Origin of the sequence: Bacteroides luhongzhouii, from assembly GCF_009193295.2 — a bacterium.
GTDB classification, from domain to species: Bacteria; Bacteroidota; Bacteroidia; order Bacteroidales; family Bacteroidaceae; genus Bacteroides; species Bacteroides luhongzhouii.
In genome coordinates this window covers 1,966,391-1,988,500 of the sequence record NZ_CP059973.1, presented here as the reverse complement: position 1 = coordinate 1,988,500, position 22,110 = coordinate 1,966,391, and the positions used below count along the sequence as shown (strand labels likewise).

At 43.1% G+C, this 22,110-nt stretch carries 19 protein-coding genes, 1 pseudogene and 1 riboswitch; of the genes and pseudogenes, 8 read left to right on the top strand and 12 right to left on the bottom strand.

Features of this window, described 5'->3' with window-relative positions; translation table 11 throughout:
* Nucleotides 1–34 precede the first annotated feature (34 nt).
* The 6 genes and pseudogenes from GD631_RS07150 to pta form a co-directional block, all read right to left on the bottom strand.
* Nucleotides 35–952 (bottom strand): DUF4465 domain-containing protein, encoded by a 918-nt coding sequence (locus GD631_RS07150; RefSeq protein WP_004289228.1) that lies wholly within the window; start codon nt 950–952, stop codon nt 35–37.
* Nucleotides 953–1,107: 155 nt separating this feature from the next.
* A riboswitch (cobalamin riboswitch) is annotated at nt 1,108–1,299 on the bottom strand.
* A gap of 386 nt (nt 1,300–1,685) precedes the next feature.
* The gene (locus tag GD631_RS22325; protein WP_004289226.1) at nt 1,686–2,015 is read right to left on the bottom strand and encodes a site-specific integrase; all 330 of its coding nucleotides are present in this window, start codon (nt 2,013–2,015) and stop codon (nt 1,686–1,688) included.
* A gap of 46 nt (nt 2,016–2,061) precedes the next feature.
* Entirely contained in the window at nt 2,062–2,955 is an 894-nt protein-coding gene (locus GD631_RS07145; protein WP_004289225.1) for a phage integrase SAM-like domain-containing protein, read from the bottom strand.
* 447 nt (nt 2,956–3,402) lie between these two features.
* A pseudogene (locus tag GD631_RS07140) lies at nt 3,403–4,155 on the bottom strand (tyrosine-type recombinase/integrase); the annotation flags it as partial.
* A 206-nt stretch (nt 4,156–4,361) separates the two neighbouring features.
* Nucleotides 4,362–5,561, bottom strand: coding sequence for an acetate kinase (locus GD631_RS07135; RefSeq protein ID WP_143256980.1), 1,200 nt, complete (start codon nt 5,559–5,561; stop codon nt 4,362–4,364).
* Between the two features lie 40 nt (nt 5,562–5,601).
* On the bottom strand, nt 5,602–6,621 hold the full coding sequence (gene pta / locus GD631_RS07130; protein WP_009039813.1) for a phosphate acetyltransferase: 1,020 nt from the start codon (nt 6,619–6,621) through the stop codon (nt 5,602–5,604).
* A 197-nt stretch (nt 6,622–6,818) separates the two neighbouring features.
* Here pta and GD631_RS07125 point away from each other — a divergent pair, with 197 nt between their 5' ends.
* Genes GD631_RS07125 through GD631_RS07110 form a run of 4 tightly spaced genes read left to right on the top strand, consistent with a single transcriptional unit; the run spans nt 6,819 to nt 9,958 of the window.
* Nucleotides 6,819–7,262, top strand: coding sequence for a CidA/LrgA family protein (locus GD631_RS07125; RefSeq protein ID WP_143256979.1), 444 nt, complete (start codon nt 6,819–6,821; stop codon nt 7,260–7,262).
* Complete coding sequence (locus GD631_RS07120) at nt 7,259–7,954, top strand: LrgB family protein (RefSeq protein ID WP_004305057.1); 696 nt, start codon at nt 7,259–7,261, stop codon at nt 7,952–7,954. The genes GD631_RS07125 and GD631_RS07120 overlap by 4 nt, the downstream gene beginning before the upstream one ends.
* 56 nt (nt 7,955–8,010) lie before the next feature.
* Entirely contained in the window at nt 8,011–8,928 is a 918-nt protein-coding gene (locus tag GD631_RS07115) for a DUF2156 domain-containing protein (RefSeq protein WP_143256978.1), read from the top strand.
* Between the two features lie 13 nt (nt 8,929–8,941).
* Nucleotides 8,942–9,958, top strand: a complete 1,017-nt coding sequence (locus GD631_RS07110; RefSeq protein ID WP_143256977.1) for a GNAT family N-acetyltransferase — start codon at nt 8,942–8,944, stop codon at nt 9,956–9,958.
* Nucleotides 9,959–10,004: 46 nt separating this feature from the next.
* Here the strand turns inward: GD631_RS07110 and cdaA are convergent, their stop codons facing one another.
* Nucleotides 10,005–10,769 (bottom strand): diadenylate cyclase CdaA, encoded by a 765-nt coding sequence (gene cdaA, locus GD631_RS07105; RefSeq protein WP_004299718.1) that lies wholly within the window; start codon nt 10,767–10,769, stop codon nt 10,005–10,007.
* 11 nt (nt 10,770–10,780) lie between these two features.
* Nucleotides 10,781–11,647: a dihydropteroate synthase gene (gene folP / locus GD631_RS07100; protein WP_185911596.1), complete on the bottom strand. Its 867-nt coding sequence runs from the start codon at nt 11,645–11,647 to the stop codon at nt 10,781–10,783.
* 117 nt (nt 11,648–11,764) lie between these two features.
* Here folP and GD631_RS07095 point away from each other — a divergent pair, with 117 nt between their 5' ends.
* A complete protein-coding gene (locus tag GD631_RS07095; RefSeq protein WP_143256976.1) occupies nt 11,765–13,780 on the top strand; it encodes a tetratricopeptide repeat-containing sensor histidine kinase in 2,016 nt (671 codons plus the stop codon).
* Nucleotides 13,781–13,858: 78 nt separating this feature from the next.
* Nucleotides 13,859–15,154 carry a UDP-N-acetylmuramoyl-tripeptide--D-alanyl-D-alanine ligase gene (locus tag GD631_RS07090; RefSeq protein ID WP_143256975.1) on the top strand — a complete coding sequence of 432 codons (1,296 nt, stop codon included), beginning with the start codon at nt 13,859–13,861 and terminating at the stop codon, nt 15,152–15,154.
* A gap of 118 nt (nt 15,155–15,272) precedes the next feature.
* On the opposite strand, the gene GD631_RS07085 is transcribed toward GD631_RS07090, so the two are convergent.
* Entirely contained in the window at nt 15,273–15,665 is a 393-nt protein-coding gene (locus GD631_RS07085) for a VanZ family protein (protein ID WP_143256974.1), read from the bottom strand.
* Nucleotides 15,666–15,768: 103 nt separating this feature from the next.
* Here GD631_RS07085 and GD631_RS07080 point away from each other — a divergent pair, with 103 nt between their 5' ends.
* Nucleotides 15,769–17,139, top strand: a complete 1,371-nt coding sequence (locus GD631_RS07080) for a sodium-dependent transporter (protein WP_143256973.1) — start codon at nt 15,769–15,771, stop codon at nt 17,137–17,139.
* Nucleotides 17,139–18,059 (top strand): ComEA family DNA-binding protein, encoded by a 921-nt coding sequence (locus GD631_RS07075; protein ID WP_143256972.1) that lies wholly within the window; start codon nt 17,139–17,141, stop codon nt 18,057–18,059. Before GD631_RS07080 ends, GD631_RS07075 begins: the two co-directional genes overlap by 1 nt.
* A gap of 181 nt (nt 18,060–18,240) precedes the next feature.
* Here the strand turns inward: GD631_RS07075 and GD631_RS07070 are convergent, their stop codons facing one another.
* The 3 genes from GD631_RS07070 to GD631_RS07060 are packed head-to-tail and all read right to left on the bottom strand — an operon-like array spanning nt 18,241 to nt 21,757.
* Nucleotides 18,241–18,897, bottom strand: a complete 657-nt coding sequence (locus GD631_RS07070; RefSeq protein ID WP_143256971.1) for an ABC transporter ATP-binding protein — start codon at nt 18,895–18,897, stop codon at nt 18,241–18,243.
* Nucleotides 18,898–18,905: 8 nt separating this feature from the next.
* Complete coding sequence (locus tag GD631_RS07065) at nt 18,906–19,640, bottom strand: tRNA threonylcarbamoyladenosine dehydratase (RefSeq protein WP_143256970.1); 735 nt, start codon at nt 19,638–19,640, stop codon at nt 18,906–18,908.
* On the bottom strand, nt 19,622–21,757 hold the full coding sequence (locus tag GD631_RS07060) for a cation:proton antiporter domain-containing protein (protein WP_143256969.1): 2,136 nt from the start codon (nt 21,755–21,757) through the stop codon (nt 19,622–19,624). Before GD631_RS07060 ends, GD631_RS07065 begins: the two co-directional genes overlap by 19 nt.
* Nucleotides 21,758–22,110 lie beyond the last annotated feature (353 nt).

The window sequence follows — 22,110 nt, the reverse complement described above, 5'->3', positions numbered from 1 at the left end:
TACCCCCGACAGAAGGGATATCCTTGTATTCTTTTTATTGTATGGTGATATCATCAATACAGATATAAGCCGGAGTATTCAAACCGTATGCTCCCGAATCCGAACCCTCGAAGTTGAATTTCACACTTTGCACCCCTTCGGCATTGATTTCCCAATAATCCCATGTCGTGATAGGATCAACCTGTTGTTGGCCGTTACGATAATCGGCTAAAAGACGTTTGTAAGTGCGGATCAGACCGCCATTCGCATCATAACATTCCAGATTCACTTGGAAATACCCTTTCATCTCTTTCAGAGGAGTCGCTACCCCCGTAGAACCGAACTGATTACCATAAGTAATGACACCATAAGTGTATGAGGTGTTGCAGATCCACAGGCCGACCAATTTCCGGGGAACATTGAAATAAAATTCTGGTTTAGCCATCCATGCCTGATTGTAAGCATCCACATATCCGTAAACGACACCGAAATTGGAACCGCTGTGCCCGGCTTCCTTATTCTGTCCTTCCGCTTCCACCGCAGTGTTATAGACAGAACATTGGTTTAGATAAGAATACCACCAGTCTCCGGTATTTCCCGACTGATTGGAGCGGATGTTCCAGTTGGAAAGTGCGATGCCGCCGCTGGAATACTCTGTGCTTCCACCTACAGTATTAAACATTGAAAGGAAGAGATATTCTTCCGGAGTATTGTCGTAAATGGTGGTTACTTGAGGATACCCTTGGTACGAATAAAGATTTTCTCCGGCCGAGGTAGGTCCTGCTAACATGCCGGGATCGAAATCATCGAAAGTGATAGTTAAAGTACCGTCCGAATTTGTCACAGCACGGGTTTGCGAAGTTCCGGAATCAACCGGGTCCATCAAAAAGTCATCGTCCGAGCTACAGCCAGAGAACAAGGCGGTTGCGGTAAATAGACAGGCACCTGCCAGAAAGCGTAATTTTCTTTTCATAGGTCACTCATTTTAATGTAAAACATATTATTAACAAACACAAAAAATTCCCGTTCGTGCGGACTTACACGAACGGGAATATGTCTGTCTTCAAATATTGAATGGCCGATGAGCTATTCCTTATTTGATTACGACCCGTATATCCCGCAGGTGTAAATCTCATTCCGGTCATGGCAGGTCTTCTGACTCGTCCCGGTCATCGTGCCTTCCCGGTATTACACCAGTGGCAAAAGTTCGATGTCCGTTTTTGTGGACTCACAGCAGCGGGTACTGTCCCGGATTTTCACCGGGTTCCCTTTTCATTCGGAAGGCGTAAACCTCCCGAAACCATTTCCCGACTGCAAAATTATCTATATTACATATCAATTCCAAATAATTCATAATATTTATAATAAAACACACAAAGCATGACAACCGTACTGTTTTAATTAGAGCATTCAAGTTTACGACAAACGAAGACGGTAATTATCATACACAATATCCATAAACCAACAAAACAGCTTGCCATTTTCCATAACAATGCGTTCTGGAATAGATAACTGTTAGCTGCAATTATGCAAGCAAAAAAAGCAGACAGAATAATGACTATTAATATCATGCACCAGAAATTAATCCTATAAATTTATGGAAAACAAGTAAGGGAATGGAAGTTCCGTTGCCGCATGGATGCAGGTGAAGGACCTTCTCTTTTAACGTTGGATACGCCAATGCACGCCAACGGAAGACTCTGATATTATCTGTTTGGAAAGGATATAGGATGTGCGTTACTTTGTCGCATATTCAGAATCTTAAAAAGAATTTTAGTATGGAACTGACAATTATTGAAACAAGCGCGTATTAGGAGTTGAGAAAGCTGGTCAGCACGCTGGTCGTACAGATGGGCGACTTCCAGAAAAAGATTGCCCCGCCTGCGCCGGACAAGTGAATGGATGCGCAGGACGTATGTGATGGACTTATGCCCAAACACTTTCTGAAGAGTTTCCAGCAGCATCCCCTTGAGTATGGCCAGAACGGCAAATGCGTGGCGTCCGATGTGCGGGGTGACCTCGCCCCGGAGTTGCATTTCCTGCCTATGATTCCAAGACTGAGCCGCATGGCATTGTATTCACCTACCGGAAAGACACATTCGGGGAGTCTTTCTTTTCATCCGTACCCCTATATTTTTCAATCAGTTCGATAGCAATGGGCAATAATTTTACGACATACGCCACTCCCGTTTTTATACGGTTGCCCATCAGCCATGTACCGCCGTCGGAGTCGGTATGGATATTATCGTATGTTATGGCTTTCAAGTCCACATAGGAAAGACCGGTGAAGCACATGAACAGGAACATGTCGCGCATGGCACGCTGGCGTTTGTATCTCGGTTCTATATGGATTATCCTTTGCAGTTCCTCTTCGGAAAGGAAAGAACGCCTCTTGTATTCGGGCATACACTCGAATGATGCGAACGGATGAACCCGTATCCAGCCTTTTTCCTGCGCGATATACATCAGCCACTTCAAGGTATTGACACGCCCGAAGACAGTGGAGTTTGCCAAAGCGCATGTACCGAGCATCCAGTTGTAGTAATCCTCGATGAATGATTTCTCAAGTTCTTCGATGACAATATCCTCTGCATTCTTCTTGCTTTTCATGAAAAGCAGGAGACTCTTGTAATCGGCAACCAGACCGCAGTAGGTGCTTTCGGCTTTCTCTATGCCGATTTTCTTTTTATACGGTTCCAGCTGTTCCCTGAAAAGGTTCATAAGGGTGTGGCATTCCTCTGAGAAGCCGACATAGCGGTTATAGACTTTCTTGGCTGTAACAAAACTGTCGTGGTCGCAGATGTACTGGTAGTGCCTGGTGATTTGCGCCTTGATATTGTCAAGCTCCTGATTGAGTGTACGGGCCTCCTCGGACTTGCCTTTGGCCCGGTTGGTTTTGACGTCCCACAAAGCGAGGGACACTTCTTTCTTACAACTGAAACCGGCTTGGGTTCCATTGATGGTGATACGGCCCATAATCGGTGTCTTTCCGTTTTTTACAGACTGTTTATTCTCAAAACACTTAGCTATACATGGTCTGCGATAAGCTAAGAGAGATTCCCCTTACACAAAAGCATGGCATCTCCTTGTCGTATCTCGCCTTTATACTTTTATGTATAGTAGTCTACCGGATCGAATGAACAAGACCTATCCCATACATAAACCAATTTAGACTGCTATGTTATTTTTGAGGAAGAAGATGGAATGAGACCAGATACCCTCTTTAAGGCTGACTGTAAGTCGATTAAATGTAGAAAAAGATTGCTTTTGTCACAAGTAAAGTGTATATTTGCATTGAAAGAATCGTTCTTTGACAGAGGCAAAAGAAAACAGAATATTGTAATTCGCTCGTTTCTAAATCGTTACCTGATATTAATTAAACAGAAATAACTGTTTAATTTTCAATTAGATAGAGATTGTATGATGTTTCGCGAGGTATGAACTCAATTTATCGCCCAGCCCCAACAATTCACCCAACAACATTAATTGCCGGTTAAATGTGCGCAATGCTAACTGATACTCTCGATATGCCTCTTTTGTTCCTTCAGGACTTTTCAACAATGAGAAAAGGTATGGAGAAGAAGGGTCACAATTCATGTGCTTCTTCACCAAAAGCATTGCCTCCGGAGTCAATGTCACCGACAAGGTACGCCCTGTCTTACGCCTACGATAAGTAATCACATTATCATGCAAATCACTCTTACGCAAATATGCGAGATCGACAAAAGGCAAACCACGAAGTAAAAACATCAGAGTAAATAACTCTTGTGTACATCGCAAAGCCGGAGTTGCAACCGATGAATGTAATTTTGCAAATACCTTTTTTATGTCTTCCTCACATAAAGCTCGCTTACGATCAGCGCGAGTACCGGTATAAACCGAATGGAACAAATTCGGTACATAAGGGGCTTTCTGAAGATCGACCGCACGATTATAGACTGCACGAAATGTGCGCAAATAAGTTGAAACTGTATTCCAACTACAACCACGGCTACGAAGATGTATTTCGAAACCTTTCAACCATCCCGGAGTTACTTTATCAAAAGTGAAATCTCCTTTCCCACAATAAACAATAATGGCATTGAGACTGCTACGATACACGTGAGCCGTCCCAAAGTTTTCCCCCATTTGTAGCCCATTAGCCACTTGCCTCATAAATGCTACTACTTTTAACATGTTACTATTACTTTATTTAATTACACAATAAACATACAGGTATTTTTAAGAACAAGCAAACCTGTAAGTTACAAATAACAATAATAATAACAATGTTGTTTCTTGGAAGTAAATGGAAGGAACAATGAGATAAAAACTAAAACAAAAAAAAGACGGGAATGTCCCAATCTTGGCACATCCCCGTACAATATAAATCAGTTCAGTTATTATTTCTTCAAAATATCCATTGTATCGGATGCGATCAACAGTTCTTCATCTGTCGGAATCACTACTACTTTCACTTTAGAAGCAGGAGTAGAAATAATCGCTTCCTCACCGCGAACCTTAGCATTCACATCGTTGTCAAGTTCAATACCCATGAATTCCATATCCTTACAAACTTCACGGCGACATTCCATCTGATTTTCACCTACACCACCAGTAAACAGGATGATATCTACACCACCCAATGCAGCTGCATAAGCTCCGATATATTTCTTGATACGGTAATAATACATTTTCTCTGCAAGGATAGCTTTCTCATTACCAGCCGCACAAGCAGCCAAGAGTTCGCGCATATCGCTTGATACACCTGAAATACCCAGTACACCGCTCTTCTTGTTCAACAGGTTGGAAACACCAGTAGTATTCAAGCCTTCTTTTTCCATGATAAATGTTACTGCACCGGCATCAATGTCACCGCTACGAGTACCCATCATCAAACCTTCCAACGGAGTCAAGCCCATAGTAGTATCCATACATTTACCATCTTTGATAGCAGCGATAGAACCACCGTTACCAATGTGACAAGTGATAATTTTCTGTCCTACCGGATTCACACCCAGGAATTCGCATACACGTTTTGACACATAACGATGAGAAGTTCCGTGGAAGCCATAACGACGCACACCATACTTTTCATACAATTCGTGAGGAATAGCATACATGTAAGCATAATCCGGCATGGTCTGATGGAAAGCCGTATCAAATACACCTACCTGCGGAATATCAGGAAGAATAGCAGAAACTGCATTCACACCTTTCAGGTTTGCAGGATTGTGAAGCGGAGCCAGATCATTGCAAGCTGCAAAAGCCTCCAACACTTCCTTGTTCAGCAATACAGATTCGCTGAAACGTTCGCCTCCGTGCACCATACGGTGACCTACCGCATTAATCTCATCTAAAGATTTGATAGCGCCATATTCGGGGTGAATCAATGTATTCAGGATAAACTCTACTCCTATTGTATGTTCAGGAATATCTTTTTCCAGAATTTTCTTTTCACCGTTCGGCAAAGTCAGTTTCAAGAAAGATCCTTTCAGACCGATTTTTTCGATACCACCTTGCGCAATCACTTCTTTGCTGGTCATATCGAACAATTTATATTTAATAGATGAACTTCCGCAGTTCAATACCAGAATTTTCATTTCGTTGTCAATTTAATACTTACTACTTTATACCTAATACTTATTTATTTGCCTTTGCAGCAATAGCCTGGTTAGCCGTGATAGCAATCATACGATATACATCTTCAATAGAACAACCACGAGACAAGTCGTTTACCGGGCAAGCGATACCTTGAAGAATCGGGCCGATAGCATCAGCATGTCCCAAACGTTGAACTAACTTATAAGAGATGTTACCTACTTCCAGGCTCGGAACGATCAGTACATTTGCTTGTCCGGCTACCTCCGAACCCGGAGCTTTGCTTGCACCTACTTCAGGAACAAGAGCCGCATCTGCCTGCAGTTCACCGTCCAAATCAAGAGTCGGAGCCATTTCCTTAGCTATTTTAGTTGCTTCTACTACTTTGTCTACCACTTCATGTTTAGCAGAACCTTTGGTAGAGAAACTCAACATAGCAACTTTCGGATTTTCGATACCGGCAACCGCCTTGGCAGTCTGCGCTGTACAAACTGCAATCTGCGCCAATTGGTTAGCATCAGGAACCGGAGTTACGGCCACATCACCCATGACCAAAATTCCATTCTTTCCATATTCGGGAGCATGAGTCAGGAGCAACATAGCACCAGATACGCAAGTGATTCCCGGAGCAGTCTTGATAATCTGCAAAGCAGGACGCAATACATTACCAGTAGTGTTGCGAGCACCAGCCAACTGACCGTCAGCGTCACCGTTCTTCATCATTAAACAACCAAAGAATAAAGGATCATTCGTTAATTTGCGGGCTTCTTCGATAGTCATCCCCTTCTTTTTACGAAGTTCACACAACAACTGCGCATACTCTTCGTGTTTCGGAGAAGTTTCAGGATCAATGATAGTAGCTTTACCGATGTTTCCCAATCCCCATTTTGCAGCAAGTTCATTAATTTCTGCCGGTTTACCCAGTAAAATTAGATCAGCTACTTCGTCTGTCAAAATCATATTGGCAGCTTTCAATGTGCGTTCTTCAGTTCCTTCCGGAAGAACAATACGTTGGCGGTTTGCTTTCGCACGCGCCACGATTTGGTTGATTAAATTGAGCATAGATATATTGAATATTATTATAAAACCTCATTACAATTTGTAATTTGCGGTGCAAAAGTACTCAATTTTGCAATATCTACATTACAATTTCGTCTATTTCTCTCTCCCAAGTCTAAAATATTATAATATTTAACACTGTACTCCTATTTTTCATACCTTTGCAGTGTTTTCAAACAAAATCAATAGGTTATTAGTATATGATACGTCAGTGCGCCATTTTATTTGGCTGTTTGGCTTTGGGTGAATTAATAGTTTATCTTACGGGTATCAAGCTCCCCTCCAGCATCATCGGTATGCTGCTGCTCACCCTCTTTTTAAAATTAGGTTGGATCAAATTACATTGGGTACAAGGATTGTCCGATTTTCTGGTTGCCAACTTAGGATTCTTTTTCGTTCCGCCCGGTGTGGCTCTCATGTTGTACTTTGATGTCATCGCGGCAGAGTTCTGGCCGATAGTGATAGCTACCATCGTCAGCACCGCGCTTGTACTTGTCGTTACGGGATGGGTGCACCAAATCGTCCGCAAGTTCAGGCTGGCACGTCAGATTAAGCTGGCGCGCAAACTTCACCTGACGGATTTCCATCTGTCGGAGAAACTGCACCTTAAAGATAAAATCAACTTAACGAATAAAGACAAATGAGTTTCTTAGAGAATAATTTCTTCCTGTTGGCTATCACCTTCGGGATTTTCTTCTTTGCCAAATTGCTTCAGAAGAAAACAGGACTGGTATTATTAAATCCCATATTGCTGACCATCGCCCTATTAATCATCTTTCTTAAAATGACAAATATCTCATACGAGACCTATAATAAAGGAGGACATCTGATCGAGTTCTGGCTCCGCCCGGCTGTTGTTGCTTTAGGCGTACCTTTATATCTTCAATTGGAAATGATAAAAAAGCAGTTATTGCCTATCCTTCTGTCTCAACTGGCAGGTTGCATCGTCGGAGTTATTTCAGTAGTGCTGATTGCGAAGTTCATGGGGGCTTCCCAAGAAGTAATCCTGTCTCTGGCTCCCAAATCGGTTACGACTCCGATTGCGATGGAAGTAACCAAAGCCATTGGCGGTATTCCGTCGCTGACAGCGGCAGTTGTTGTAGCAGTAGGTTTATTAGGAGCGATCTGTGGTTTTAAGACCATGAAAATCATGCGTGTAGGCAGTCCGATCGCCCAAGGACTTTCGATGGGAACAGCTGCTCATGCTGTCGGAACCTCTACCGCAATGGATATCAGCAGCAAATATGGAGCATACGCCAGTTTGGGACTGACACTGAATGGAATCTTCACTGCACTGCTCACACCTACGATCCTTCGATTATTAGGTGTCTTGTAAAAACAAAATCTCTTGATTTTCCGTTATATAAAGAGTTAAACGCAAAAAGCAATCTTATGATTCCATTTAAAGATATCACATTAGCAGACAAAGCCACAATCACCTCATTCACGATGAAAAGTGATCGCCGCAATTGCGACCTTTCATTCTCCAATCTTTGCAGCTGGAGGTTCTTATATGACACTCAATTCGCAGTGGTCGATGACTTTCTGGTATTCAAGTTCTGGGCGGGAGATCAACTTGCTTATATGATGCCCGTAGGCGCAGGAGATTTGAAAGCAGTATTGTGGGAGCTGATAGAAGATGCCCGCAAAGAGAACCAGCATTTCTGTATGCTGGGAGTGTGCAGCAATATGCGCACCGATCTTGAGACCATCCTTCCGGAACAGTTCACTTTCACAGAAGACCGCGACTATGCGGATTATATTTATTTGAGAAGTGATCTTTCTACGCTGAAAGGGAAGAAATTCCAGGCGAAAAGAAATCATATCAACCGGTTCCGCAACACTTATCCGGATTACGAATACACACCGATTACCCCGGACCGTATTCAGGAATGTCTGGATCTGGAAGCAGAGTGGTGTAAAGTGAATAATTGTGACCAACAGGAGGGGACAGGCAACGAACGCCGCGCCCTGATTTATGCCCTTCACAATTTCGAAGCACTCGGACTGACGGGAGGCATCCTGCATGTGAACGGTAAAATCGTCGCATTCACATTCGGTATGCCTATCAATCATGAGACGTTCGGCGTGCATGTAGAAAAAGCGGATACCAGCATTGAAGGTGCGTATGCTATGATTAATTATGAATTCGCCAACCGGATTCCCGAACAATATATCTATATCAACCGGGAAGAGGATTTAGGCATTGAAGGTTTGCGCAAAGCCAAACTGTCTTACCAGCCGGCAACGATTCTGGAAAAATATATGGCTTGCCTCAAAGAGCATCCCATGAATATGATTAAATGGTAACCCCATTATAAATATGATGATAAAGGAGCAAGTAAAAGCATTGTGGAAAATCTGTTTTGACGATAGTGAAGAATTCGTTGAAATGTACTTCAGACTGCGCTATAAAACAGAGGTGAATGTCGCCATCCAAAGTGGCGATGAGGTAATTTCTGCGCTTCAGATGCTTCCTTATCCGATGACTTTCGGCGGAGAGACAGTGCAGACTTCCTATATTTCAGGAGCCTGTACGCATCCCGATTTCCGAAGCAAAGGGGTCATGCGAGAGCTTTTATCACAGTCTTTCGCCCGGATGTTACGAAATGGAGTACATTTCAGTACATTGATACCGGCAGAGTCCTGGTTGTTCGATTACTATGCCCGCATGGGATATGCTTCCGTATTCAAGTATTCAACTAAAGAGATCATTTTACCGGAGTTTATTCCTTCTAAAGAGATAGCGGTCAGTGTGGTTTCGGAGTTTCAGGAAGAGACCTATTCCTATTTGAATAAGAAGCTTTCCGAACGGGCTTGCTGTATTCAGCACACGCCGGAAGACTTTCAGGTTATTATGACTGATCTTGCCATCAGCGGAGGATACTTATTTGCAGCCAGACAAGAAAACGAAATCAAGGGGGTGACTATTATATATAAAGGAGACAAACATATCATTATCAATGAGCTTTGCGCTGAAGATAAAGATGTGGAATATAGCCTATTGTATGCTATCAGGCAACACACCGGATATAAGTGCATGGTTCAACTCTTACCTCCCGAAGATCAACAGCCTCAATATCCGTTGGGCATGGCACGTATCATCAATGCCAAAGAAGTGCTGCAAATCTATGCCGCGGCTTTCCCCGAAGATGAAATGCAGCTGGAATTGTCGGACAAGCAATTGTCGGTGAATAACGGTTATTATTACCTGTGTAAAGGGAAGTGTATGTATAGTACCGAGCGGCTGCCCGGTGCGCATATACAGATGAATATTAGTGAACTAACCGATAGAATACTCCAGCCGTTAAAGCCATATATGAGCTTAATGATGAATTAAGGCACGGATTACATGGATTCCACGGTTCTTAGAGGTCACTATAAAATCAGTTTTCTTTTGTCAGCAGGCTTTCCAGCTCTTCCGCATTCAGACGAAGGTAAAATTGTCCGCGATAGGCAACGGAGATACCGCCTGTTTCTTCCGAAACAATAATAGCATGTGCATCCGACTGTTGAGAGATTCCCATTGCTGCACGATGTCTCAAGCCAAGTTCTTTCGGTATATTCAAATCATGGGATACAGGAAGAATACATCCTGCTGCCTTGATGCGTTTTTTGCTGATTACCATTGCGCCATCGTGCAACGGACTATTCTTGAAGAATATATTTTCGATCAAGCGTTGGTTGATCGCCGCATCAATCAGTTCGCCCGTGCGGACGACTTCGTCTAAAGGAACGTTATGCTCGATGACAATCAATGCACCGACTTTTTGTTTCCCCATATTCAAACAAGCCATTACCACCGGCATGATATCGTCATGCTTCAACGACTCTTTTTTCGAACCGTTAAAGAGACGGGCCAGTGCACTGACATGCCGGTGAGATCCCAAAGTCAAGAGGAAACGGCGTATCTCATCCTGAAAAAGAACAATCAACGCGATCACACCCACATTCATCAATGTATCGAAAATAGAGCCCAACAATTTCATTTCCAGCACTTGCGTCACCACCAGCCAGATCAGGATAAAAACCAGAATTCCGGTGAATACCTTGATAGAACCGGAAGCTTTCATCAGTTTGTAGGTATAGTACAAAACAAAAGCTACCAGCAGAATATCGATAAAATCTTTTATGCCAAACTCAAAAAACATGCACCCTCCTCTTATTTGTCATATCCACTCTCTATTTTTAATTTCTCTGTGATCCGGACAGCTTCCACCGCTTCACGCACATCATGCACCCGCAGGATATGCGCTCCTTTCATTAACGCAACAGTGTCCAATACGGTTGTCCCGTTCAATGAATCTTGCGGGGTTCCTCCCAACAATTTATAAATCATCGATTTTCGTGAAACTCCCACTAAAACGGGAAGTTCGAAAATATGGAACTCTTCCAGATGTGCCAGCAGTTCATAATTATGTTCCAATGTCTTTCCGAATCCGAATCCCGGATCGAGAATGATATCTTTCACTCCCAAGTCGTGAAGTTGTTGTACTTTACGAGCGAAATACAGGAAAACATCTTTAATCAGATTATCATAAGACGGTTCTTTCTGCATATTTTGGGGAGTTCCCTTCATATGCATCATAATATAAGGTACTCCCAAGTTGGCTACTGTCTGAAACATCCGGTGATCCATTTCACCGGCAGCTATGTCATTAATAATAGCGACTCCATATTCTTTCACACATTCTTCCGCCACGTCAGCCCGGAAAGTATCAACGGAAATAATGGCTTCGGGATGATTACGATTCAGAATTTCCAAACCGGTGCGCAGTCTTCGCATCTCTTCTTCGGCAGAAATATGTTCGGCATTCGGTCGTGAAGAATAGGCTCCTATATCAATCATCGAAGCACCTTCATCAAGTATCTGCCGGGCCCGGGCAGCAATGTCTTCTTCAGTCTGCATCCGGCTGCCGGAATAGAAAGAATCGGGAGTAACATTTAAAATTCCCATCACCTGCGGAGTAGCAAGATCGAGCAACCGCCCTTTTACATTTATATAAATAGGAGATATAGGTTTCATCATTGACAACATTCCTTTTAGATCGCCTACAAATGTAGATAAAAAAAGCAAGTATTCGTACTAAAAAGAAGAAATAAACGTATATTTGCAAACTATAGAAGAACCCGAAAAATTCATACCATGAGCCGATTAACCCTATTTCGCATAGGATTTCTTTTCCTCATTTTGTTCTTTACCGCCACTGCAAAAGCTCAAAAAGAGGCTGAAACTTTCAATGTTGACTCTACTCTCTATGAATATTATCAACGTTGTCAAGAATACTTATTAGAGCCAGTTGTACTTAGTATGTCCGACACTTTATTCCGAATGGCCGGCGAACGGCATGACGAACGAATGCAGGCAGTAGCCATAGCCACTCAACTGGATTATTTTTATTTTCAGGGAACCAATGAAGATAGCGTAATCTACTATACCAACAAAGTAAAAGAATTCGCCAAGGCCACTCATCAGCCTAAATACTATTACTTCGCATGGGCGAACAGATTAGTCACCTATTATCTAAAAACAAGTAGAACAAACATAGCACTTTATGAAGTGCAAAATATGCTAAAAGAAGCTCAAAAAGAGGATGACAAGACCGGCCTCTCCCGTTGCTATAACATCATGTCGCAAATCTACACCATCAAAAGATTCGATTCGATGGCGTTCGAATGGAGGTTGAAAGAAATCGAGCTGACAGAAAAATACAAGCTCGAAAACTACAACATCTCCCAAACTTATGCCCAGATAGCCAACTATTACATCGACCAGAAAAAGCAAAAAGAAGCATTGGAAGCTGTGGAAAAAGCCATTGCGACCGCCAATTCCTCTACGCAACAAATATCTGCCAAATTGGAGTATGTAAACTACCATAGCAAGTTTGGCGACTTTCAAGCTGCCGAAGAATTACTGAAGGAGTGTCAGGCTGCGTTTGAACAGGACAAAAGACTGGAGTCTATCAAAAAAAGACTGTATAACATAGAATGTTTATACTACCAGCAGACCAAACAATATCAGAAAGCGCTGGAAGCCGCAAAGATGCAGGAAAAAGAAGAACGCCGTTTAAGCGAGAGTATACTTAGCAGCATCCATTATCGCACACAGGGAGAAATCTACCAAAAGATGGGGAATATGAACCTGGCGGTCAAATATCTGCAAATGTACATCAACGCGGATGACTCTTTGAAAATAGCCAATGAACAAGTGGCCAGCAGCGAATTCGCCACCTTATTAAATGTAGAAAAGCTCAATGCCGAAAAGAAAGAACTCATGCTTCAGGCACAAGAGAAGGAGTTGCATAATAAAACAACCTTGATTATTTCATTGATTATTTTATTAGGTATCTTATTTGTATTCCTTTATAGAGAAAACTTCCTGAAACGCAAACTGAAAGTTTCGGAAGCCGAACTTAAAATAAGGAATGAAGAACTTATGGTATCGAGGGAAGAATTGCGTAAAGCCAAAGATATAGCTGAGGCAAACAGCCGGATGAAAACAACGTTTATCCAAAGCATGACGCACGAAATCCGTACGCCACTTAACTCTATCGTAGGCTTCTCGCAGGTATTAAGCGACCATTACAGCAACAATCCGGAAACACAGGAGTTTGTCAATATCATCAAAAGCAACAGTAACGACTTGCTTCGACTGGTCACTGATGTGCTCACGCTGTCCGAACTGGATCAATATGAACAACTGCCCACTGACGCTGAAACAGACCTTAATACGATCTGTCAACTTGCATCTGAAGTTGCCAAAGATAACAAGCAGAAAGATGTGGAAGTTTTATTCGAACCTGAAAGGGAAAGCCTGCTCATACGCAGTAATTCGGAACGTATATCACAAGTGTTGAACAACCTGGCACATAATGCCACTAAATTTACGGCTCATGGCAGTATTCGCATCGCTTATTCCGTGCTGGAAGCTGAAAAGAAAATTGAAATCAGTGTCACCGATACAGGAACAGGCATTCCGAAAGATCAACAGGAAGCAGTATTTGAACGTTTCTACAAAATGGACTCTTTCACGCAGGGAACCGGACTCGGACTTCCGATATGCCGGAGTATTGCCGAAAAGTTAGGAGGTAGTCTCCGAATCGACGCTTCTTATACAGAAGGATGCCGGATGATCCTGACTCTTCCTTTGATATACGCCTAAGCAAAAAACTGTCCGAACTCCCATCAAATCCGAAAGAATAGCCTATCTTTGCAACGTTTTAAATAAAAAGATCAGGTTATGAAACTTTCTGCTCTTTACCAGATTTTTCTGGATTGCCAATCAGTAACTACTGATAGCCGGAACTGTCCGGACGGTTCTTTGTTTATCGCCTTGAAAGGTGAGTCGTTCAACGGTAATGCATTTGCCCAATTAGCGCTGGACTCCGGATGCGCGTTTGCCATTATCGATGAAGCGCAGTATGCCATAGAAGGCGATCAACGATATATACTTGTAGACGACTGCCTGCAAACCATGCAGCAGCTTGCCAACTATCATCGCCGCCAACTCGGAACGCGAGTGATCGGCATTACGGGCACTAATGGGAAGACGACCACCAAAGAGTTAATTTCCAGTGTTCTCTGCCAAGCCTATAATGTGCTTTATACTTTAGGTAATCTCAACAACCACATCGGTGTACCGACTACCCTGCTACGATTGAAACCGGAACATGACCTTGCCATCATTGAGATGGGTGCCAGTCATCCGGGAGAAATCAAGTTTCTTTGCGAAATAGTCGAACCGGATTATGGCATTATCACCAATGTAGGCAAAGCTCATCTGGAAGGATTCGGCTCTTTTGAAGGAGTAATCAAGACCAAAGGCGAGCTTTATGATTTCCTCCGCAAGAAAGATGCCATCACCTTTATCCATCACGATAACACCTATTTGATGAATATCTCACAGGGATTGAACCTGATTTCTTACGGAACAGAAGATGATCTCTACGTCAACGGCCGGATTACCGGTAATTCACCTTATCTTGCTTTTGAATGGAAAGCCGGTAAAGACGGTGAACCCCATCAAGTATGTACACAGTTGATCGGAGAATATAATTTCCCGAATGCCCTGGCCGCAATCACTATCGGACGTTTCTTTGGAGTGGAAGCAAAGAAGATCGATGAAGCTCTGGCAGAGTATACGCCACAGAACAACCGTTCCCAACTTAAAAAGACGGAAGATAACACGCTTATCATCGACGCATATAACGCAAACCCAACCAGCATGATGGCTGCCTTGCAAAACTTCCGGAATATGCCAGTCCCTCACAAGATGCTCATATTAGGAGACATGCGCGAGCTGGGTGCTGAAGGGCCGACCGAACATCAGAAAATCGTTGACTACATAAAAGAAAGTGATTTTGAGAAAGTATGGCTTGTGGGAGAACAGTTTGCCGCAAGTGAACATTCGTTTAAAACTTATGCAAATGTGCAGGAAGTCATAAAGGATTTGCAGGAAGATAAACCCAAAGGATATACCATTCTAATAAAAGGTTCCAATGGAATCAAACTTAGTTCAACGGTGGAATACTTATAATTATATTATTTTTTCAGGCACGGATTACGCGGATTACACGGATTTTAGAATTAGCATTTATAAAACAACCGTGTAATCCGCGTAATCCGTGCCTGAAAATCCTTCTAACCAGCAAATTTCAATCAGCCTTCATCATCCTCGGCCGTACGACATAATAGGCTACTAAACTAGCCAGAATCGCCCCTGTTGTATTGGCCGCAAAATCCAACCAGTCACCTCCCCGGTAAGTAGTGCAGTATTCTTGCAGCAACTCCACACAACCGCTGAAAAGCACCGGACAGAGGAATGCACCTACCCACGCATGCCACATCGGAGCGTGATCCCTGCGATGTGCACGCAAAAACTCCAGCCACAACATCCCCGACATACCAAAATACATACAAATATGAACCAGTTTGTCTAAATTGGGAATTTCATTCAAATCCGTCTTAGGCGGTTTAAAGAACGACAGATAAATCACTGCCAAAATGATAAAAAGCGAGATAGGATATTTCTTAATATAAGATAGCATATCTAAATAATATTACAGTTTTCGTGCAAATATAAGTATCAATTTCTATATTTGCACTTTAACTCGTATATTTTATAACGATTTGTAAGATAAAACAAGATTTATGGCAAAAAATGATAGAGCGAACTTCGGTAGCAAATTAGGGGTCATACTCGCTTCTGCCGGTTCTGCAGTCGGGTTGGGTAATATATGGAGGTTTCCCTATGAAACGGGAAATCATGGAGGTGCCGCTTTTATACTGATCTATTTAGGTTGCATTTTTCTCTTGGGATTGCCTATTATGATTGCCGAGTTCCTAATAGGACGCCGTTCAAGAGCCAACACTGCGAGAGCATATCAAACATTAGCTCCGGGAACGCATTGGCGTTGGGTAGGACGCATGGGAGTATTGGCAGGTTTCCTGATACTTAGTTATTATGCAGTAGTAGCTGGATGGACACTTGAATATATTTTTGAGGCTGCCACCAACGGTTTTGCCGGAAAAACTTCCGGAGAGTTTATCTCTTCTTTCCAACAATTCTCCAGTAACCCGTGGCGACCGGTCGTATGGCTGGTAGCATTCTTATTGGTTACTCATTTCATCATCGTGAAAGGAGTAGAAAAAGGGATTGAAAAGTCTTCGAAGATCATGATGCCTACCTTGTTTATCATTATCCTCATACTGGTAGTTTGTTCAGTCACTCTGCCGGGAGCCGGTGCGGGTATTGAATTCCTGCTCAAACCCGACTTTAGCAAGGTGGACGGAAATGTATTTTTAAGTGCTATGGGACAGGCTTTCTTCTCTTTGAGCCTGGGTATGGGATGCCTTTGCACATACGCCTCTTATTTCAGTAAAGAAACCAACCTGACTAAAACAGCTTTCAGCGTAGGAATCATTGATACCTTTGTGGCAATACTGGCAGGATTTATCATCTTCCCGGCAGCCTTCTCGGTTGGCATACAACCGGATTCAGGTCCAAGTCTGATCTTTATCACGCTGCCTAATGTATTCCAACAAGCGTTCAGCGGAGTTCCCGTACTAGCATATATATTCTCTGTAATGTTCTACGCGTTGTTGGCAATGGCTGCTTTAACTTCTACCATTTCTTTACACGAAGTAGTAACCGCTTATCTTCACGAGGAGTTCAATCTTTCCCGTGAAAAAGCGGCAAGGTTAGTCACCGGCGGTTGTGTCTTCCTCGGAATATTCTGTTCATTATCATTGGGAGTCATGAAAGGATTCACCATTTTCGGATTGGGAATGTTCGATCTCTTCGACTTCGCAACAGCCAAAATAATGTTACCACTTGGCGGACTGTGTATCTCCCTCTTTACCGGATGGTATCTGGACAAGAAGATTGTATGGTCAGAGATCACCAATGACGGCTCGTTAAAAATACCGGTATACAAGCTTATCATCTTTATATTAAAATATATCGCACCAATCGCCATCTCACTGATATTTATCAATGAACTGGGATTAATCAAGCTATAATGTGGAAAGACTTCCTTTATTATACTAAAACCGAACGACAAGGCATTATCGTCCTTGTCGTTCTTATTTTAGGAGTATATGCAGTTCCTAAACTCTTTGCCTTTTTCACTCGTGCCGAAGATACCGGCTACTGCACAGAGAATGAGAAATCCGATCAAGAATATAATGACTTTCTCTCCTCTCTCCGGGAAACAAAACCCCACAACAGGTCCGGTCATTCTTTTCCATCCTTCCCGCAACAGGAAGTCAAACTTGCCGTGTTTGATCCGAACACCGCGGACTCCACTACTTTCCTTTCGCTCGGATTACCGTCGTGGATGATAAAGAATATCCTGCACTATCGCCATAAACAAGGCAGATTCCGCCATCCGGAGGATTTTCGGAAGATATATGGACTCACAAAAGAACAATACCAGACTCTTCGTCCTTATATCCAAATCACAGAAGATTTCAGTTCGAAAGATAAAGATACAGTACGGTTATTAACCATGCAAAGCATACAACGGGACACACTTGTGAAATACCACCCGGGAACTGTCATCAGCCTCAACTCCGCTGATACCACCGAACTTAAAAAGATTCCGGGAATCGGAAGCAGCATTGCCCGGATGATTGTGAATTACCGCGAACGGCTGGGAGGCTTTTGCCGGATAGAACAGTTACAGGAGATTCATCTAAAAGCAGAAAAACTCCGCCCGTGGTTTTCTATCGATACCAGCCAGACACACCGTGTCAATTTAAACAAGTCGGGCATGGAACGAATGATGCGTCATCCATATATAAACTACTATCAAGCAAAGGTTATCATTGAATATCGGAAAAAGAAAGGAATCTTAAAAAGTCTGAAGCAACTATCCCTTTATGAGGAGTTCACTCCGGCTGATCTTGAACGGATCGAGCCCTACATTTGTTATAATTAATAAAAAAAGATGCATTCCTATCACACCAGACAAGAATGCATCACACACAAACAAAACAAACACTCTACTATCATCTTCACAGACTTCTGTAGAGAAGCGACTATAAATATATAACTAAAAGATAGAACACTTGCAAGGCTCTACCTTTTTGGTATACATTTTTAGAAGTTAGGTTCTCTAATTAATGTTTTTTAATCATACCATCCACCATGTGGACTGTCCGGTCCGTGATTTTGGCAAGTCCCTCGTCATGCGTCACTATGACAAAAGTCTGCCCCAGACGGTCCCTCAAATCGAAGAACAGTTGATGTAAATCTTCTTTATTATGTGTATCCAGACTACCGGATGGTTCGTCTGCCAGAATAACTGCCGGATCATTAATCAAAGCCCGCGCTACCGCTACCCGTTGTTTCTCACCTCCCGACAGTTCATTCGGTTTATGAGAGGCCCGGTCAACCAGCCCCATGAAATCCAGAATCTTCATGGCACGGTCATTTGCCTCTTTTGAAGAAACACCTGCAATGAGGGCAGGAATCATCACATTTTCCAATGCCGTAAACTCCGGCAACAGTTGATGAAACTGGAAAACAAAACCGATATTCTTATTACGGAACGCAGATAGTTCTTTCTCTTTCATCCGGCTTACTATTGTTCCGTCAATCTGCACCGTACCTGCGTCCGGTTCATCGAGAGTGCCCATGATTTGCAACAAAGTCGTTTTACCGGCACCGCTCGGACCTACGATACTGACAATTTCTCCTTTGTTGATTTCCAGATCAATGCCTTTCAACACCTGTAATGAGCCGAAACTCTTCGTTATACCTTCTAGTTTTATCATAATAGCCTTTATAATCGTTTAATGACATATTCAGCCAAATAGCACCCAAACACGGCCGGCATATAACTGACTGTTCCACATGTCGATTTCTTATTCTGTTCATCATCCGTCAGCAACACGGCTTTCGGGTCGGCTTGTTCCGTACTGAACACTACCGGAAGTTTCCGTTTCATTCCCATCTTCTGCAAGCGCTTCCGTACCGCCTTGCTTAAACCGCAATGATATGTCTCCCAAAGATCGGCAAAACGAACTTGGGTGATGTCACTCTTCGCTCCTGCTCCCATACTGGAAATAATCTTTATACGACGTTTCATCGCCTCGTAAATCAGAAAGCATTTCGGACTGATCGTATCAATAGCATCTACTATAAAATCATATTGATTGGCATCCAGCAGTTCCGGTATATTCTCATCTTTCAGGTAGACGGGCAGAACAGTCAATTCGATATCCGGATTTATATCTTTATAACGGGCAGCCAATACTTCCGCTTTCGCCTTTCCCAGTGTGGAATGCATGGCCGGCAACTGACGATTCATATTGGTAGGCTGCACTGTATCGGCATCTACAATCGTCATCCGCCCGACTCCTGCACGGCAGATCATCTCGGCAGCGTAAGCTCCCACTCCACCCAGTCCCACAACCAATATGTGCGCGTTTCGGATGCGTTCCATCTTTTCCTCTCCCAACAGGAGTGCTGTTCTCTGTTGCCAGTCGTATCTTTCCATCAATTTTTCTTTAACCATTTATAGAACCATTTACCCACTTTCTCATAATGTTGAGACTCATTATGTCCACGAGGATCAGAGAATGACACAATTTCCTGCGGTTCTCCAAACTGATCGGGATATAAGATAATCAAACTATTATTAGAGAAATATTTTCCCAACTGCGCCGGCAGACGTTCAAAAGAGGTATCATAGGAGATAGATCCGCGACGGGCAGAAACAACAACCAGCAAGTGGTCATAATTCACCTGTCCTGTTAATAACAGAAGATCTTCCCATTCTTCCAGGATGGAAAATTCTGTCGGGGTACCTGCATATCTTTTCTTCACCAGTTGCTGAAGTCGCATTAATGTACGCTCATTGGCAAAGAAATGAACCCGACAGCCCAGGATGCTTCCCATACGGCAGAAATGTTCCACCCACTTTGAGAAACCCGATTCATATTCAGCCTTTGGCGGAACGGCGATATTGATTCGACGCAGGGTGTTAACCGGCATCAGGAATTTGGCAATCATCACTTCACGATGCGTACCTTTCAGCAGGCTTTCAGCCAGATGTCCGAAGAAAGAGTCGACAATATTAGCCTTCCGATGCAGACCGATCACAATATCCGTAGCTTCATACTCTTTGATCGTATGGATAATCCCCGAAGCAATATTCAAATCATAACGGCTCACCATCGTGACAGGCACATCGGCGGCAGCAGCAATCATGGCAGCCTTCTCCAGGTTACGTTTGCCCTGCTGCTCTTTCTTCTCCGAACTGTTATTGTCATTAATCACATTCAATGCCACTAATGCATTCTTCTGTTTGGCATCCTTTATTACCAAAGCCAGATTAACCAAATCTTCAATCGTCTCCGGATTAGCGACCGGAATCAGGATCTGTTCCTTATTTATCTGTTTAGCTTCTTCTTCCGCTTGCACATTTTCATCCAGAGCGAAACGGCGGGCCGAACGTTCGGTCACCAAAGAACTGATGACGCAAGTGAAAAGTATCATCACTACCGTGCCGTTCAATACATCATCGTTCAACAAGCGTTCTCCATTCTCCATAATAATTTCATGGCCGATCAATACTGCTGCCAGTGTAGCCGCGGCCTGCGCATTACTCAAGCCGAATATCATGCTCCGTTCATTTGACTGCATCCGGTATATCTTCTGCGTGATCCAGGCAGCCAACCATTTACTAAAGGTTGCCACCACTGTCATTACAACAGCCACCTTCAATGCTTCACCTCCGGTAAACAGGCTCCTTACATCAATAATCATCCCGACACCAATCAGGAAGTAAGGAATAAACAAGGCATTTCCCACAAATTCCAGTCGGTTCATCAAAGGAGAGACATGAGGAATCAAACGATTCAACACCAAGCCTGCCAAGAAAGCACCTAAAATTCCTTCCATTCCCACGAATTCCATCAATCCTCCTCCGAGGAAAACCATTGCCAACACAAACACAAACTGCATCACGCTGTCATCATACTTCCGGAAGAACCAACGTCCGATGCGGGGAAAGAAGAATACAATCAGGAATCCGAGAAAAGCCACTTTTGCCACAAGAAACACCCAGAACCAACCATCAACGGTACCTTTAAACATACCACCTATGACGGCAAGAATAATCAAAGCAAGGGTAACAGTGACAGCCGTCCCCCCAATGGTTATATTGACACTGCGCAAACGCGACAATCCATAACGGCTAATAATAGGATAGGCTATTAAAGTATGGGAAGCGTACATACTCGCCAATAACACCGCCGTGAGAAAGCCATAGCCCAGCATACTCATACTACTCCATATTCCCAGCGCCATCGGAATCAGAAAGGTGAGCCAGCCAAACACAACACTTTTCGTCCGGTTTTTCTTAAAGTCCTCCATGTCCATCTCAAGACCGGCAAGGAACATGATATAATATAATCCCACTTTGCCGAAGAGTTCGAAACTGCTGTCCCGGTCGAGCACATGAAAGCCGTGTTCGCCAATCAATACACCCGCCAGAATCATGCCTATAATATGAGGTATATGAAGACGTCCGAGGATCATCGGAGCAAAGAGAATGATAATCAATACCAAAAAGAATACCCAAGTCGGGTCGGTAATCGGTAAGGTTAAATTAAAATCAAACAAGTTCATAGGCTGTGGCTTTAGGAATTCAATGCAAAGGAACAAAAAAGTTTGCAGAATCACAATGAATGTCCAGACGTATTATTCAGTAGTCAATTACTCACCTTACTACTTCTTTTCTCCCGCTTACCTATCAAGATATATTTCGTTAGGCACTTTTATTTCGTTCTACTATAGTGTCTCTTGCGGATAACTATAGTGGAACGCAAGGGAGACTATAGTTATCCTTGCGTTACACTATAGTGGAACGAAGTAATATTAGGCAATAAAGACAATCTTATCAGGCTACGAAACCAATCCGATTCGCATCGCGACGGAAAACGCATCCCTTTTGGTGCGTTTATCCCGTCCAACAACCACAC

What these genes read in the sequence shown, in the direction of transcription:
- pta (WP_009039813.1), bottom strand. Translation starts at nt 6,621, where the DNA reads ATGCTCAATTTAATCAACCAAATCGTGGCGCGTGCGAAAGCAAACCGC.
- GD631_RS07080 (WP_143256973.1), top strand. Translation starts at nt 15,769, where the DNA reads ATGGCAAAAAATGATAGAGCGAACTTCGGTAGCAAATTAGGGGTCATA.
- GD631_RS07070 (WP_143256971.1), bottom strand. Translation starts at nt 18,897, where the DNA reads ATGATAAAACTAGAAGGTATAACGAAGAGTTTCGGCTCATTACAGGTG.
- GD631_RS07090 (WP_143256975.1), top strand. Translation starts at nt 13,859, where the DNA reads ATGAAACTTTCTGCTCTTTACCAGATTTTTCTGGATTGCCAATCAGTA.
- folP (WP_185911596.1), bottom strand. Translation starts at nt 11,647, where the DNA reads ATGATGAAACCTATATCTCCTATTTATATAAATGTAAAAGGGCGGTTG.
- GD631_RS07115 (WP_143256978.1), top strand. Translation starts at nt 8,011, where the DNA reads ATGATTCCATTTAAAGATATCACATTAGCAGACAAAGCCACAATCACC.
- GD631_RS07065 (WP_143256970.1), bottom strand. Translation starts at nt 19,640, where the DNA reads ATGGTTAAAGAAAAATTGATGGAAAGATACGACTGGCAACAGAGAACA.
- GD631_RS07095 (WP_143256976.1), top strand. Translation starts at nt 11,765, where the DNA reads ATGAGCCGATTAACCCTATTTCGCATAGGATTTCTTTTCCTCATTTTG.
- GD631_RS07135 (WP_143256980.1), bottom strand. Translation starts at nt 5,561, where the DNA reads ATGAAAATTCTGGTATTGAACTGCGGAAGTTCATCTATTAAATATAAA.
- GD631_RS22325 (WP_004289226.1), bottom strand. Translation starts at nt 2,015, where the DNA reads ATGCAACTCCGGGGCGAGGTCACCCCGCACATCGGACGCCACGCATTT.
- GD631_RS07150 (WP_004289228.1), bottom strand. Translation starts at nt 952, where the DNA reads ATGAAAAGAAAATTACGCTTTCTGGCAGGTGCCTGTCTATTTACCGCA.
- GD631_RS07120 (WP_004305057.1), top strand. Translation starts at nt 7,259, where the DNA reads ATGAGTTTCTTAGAGAATAATTTCTTCCTGTTGGCTATCACCTTCGGG.
- cdaA (WP_004299718.1), bottom strand. Translation starts at nt 10,769, where the DNA reads ATGTTTTTTGAGTTTGGCATAAAAGATTTTATCGATATTCTGCTGGTA.
- GD631_RS07145 (WP_004289225.1), bottom strand. Translation starts at nt 2,955, where the DNA reads ATGGGCCGTATCACCATCAATGGAACCCAAGCCGGTTTCAGTTGTAAG.
- GD631_RS07075 (WP_143256972.1), top strand. Translation starts at nt 17,139, where the DNA reads ATGTGGAAAGACTTCCTTTATTATACTAAAACCGAACGACAAGGCATT.
- GD631_RS07060 (WP_143256969.1), bottom strand. Translation starts at nt 21,757, where the DNA reads ATGAACTTGTTTGATTTTAATTTAACCTTACCGATTACCGACCCGACT.
- GD631_RS07085 (WP_143256974.1), bottom strand. Translation starts at nt 15,665, where the DNA reads ATGCTATCTTATATTAAGAAATATCCTATCTCGCTTTTTATCATTTTG.
- GD631_RS07125 (WP_143256979.1), top strand. Translation starts at nt 6,819, where the DNA reads ATGATACGTCAGTGCGCCATTTTATTTGGCTGTTTGGCTTTGGGTGAA.
- GD631_RS07110 (WP_143256977.1), top strand. Translation starts at nt 8,942, where the DNA reads ATGATGATAAAGGAGCAAGTAAAAGCATTGTGGAAAATCTGTTTTGAC.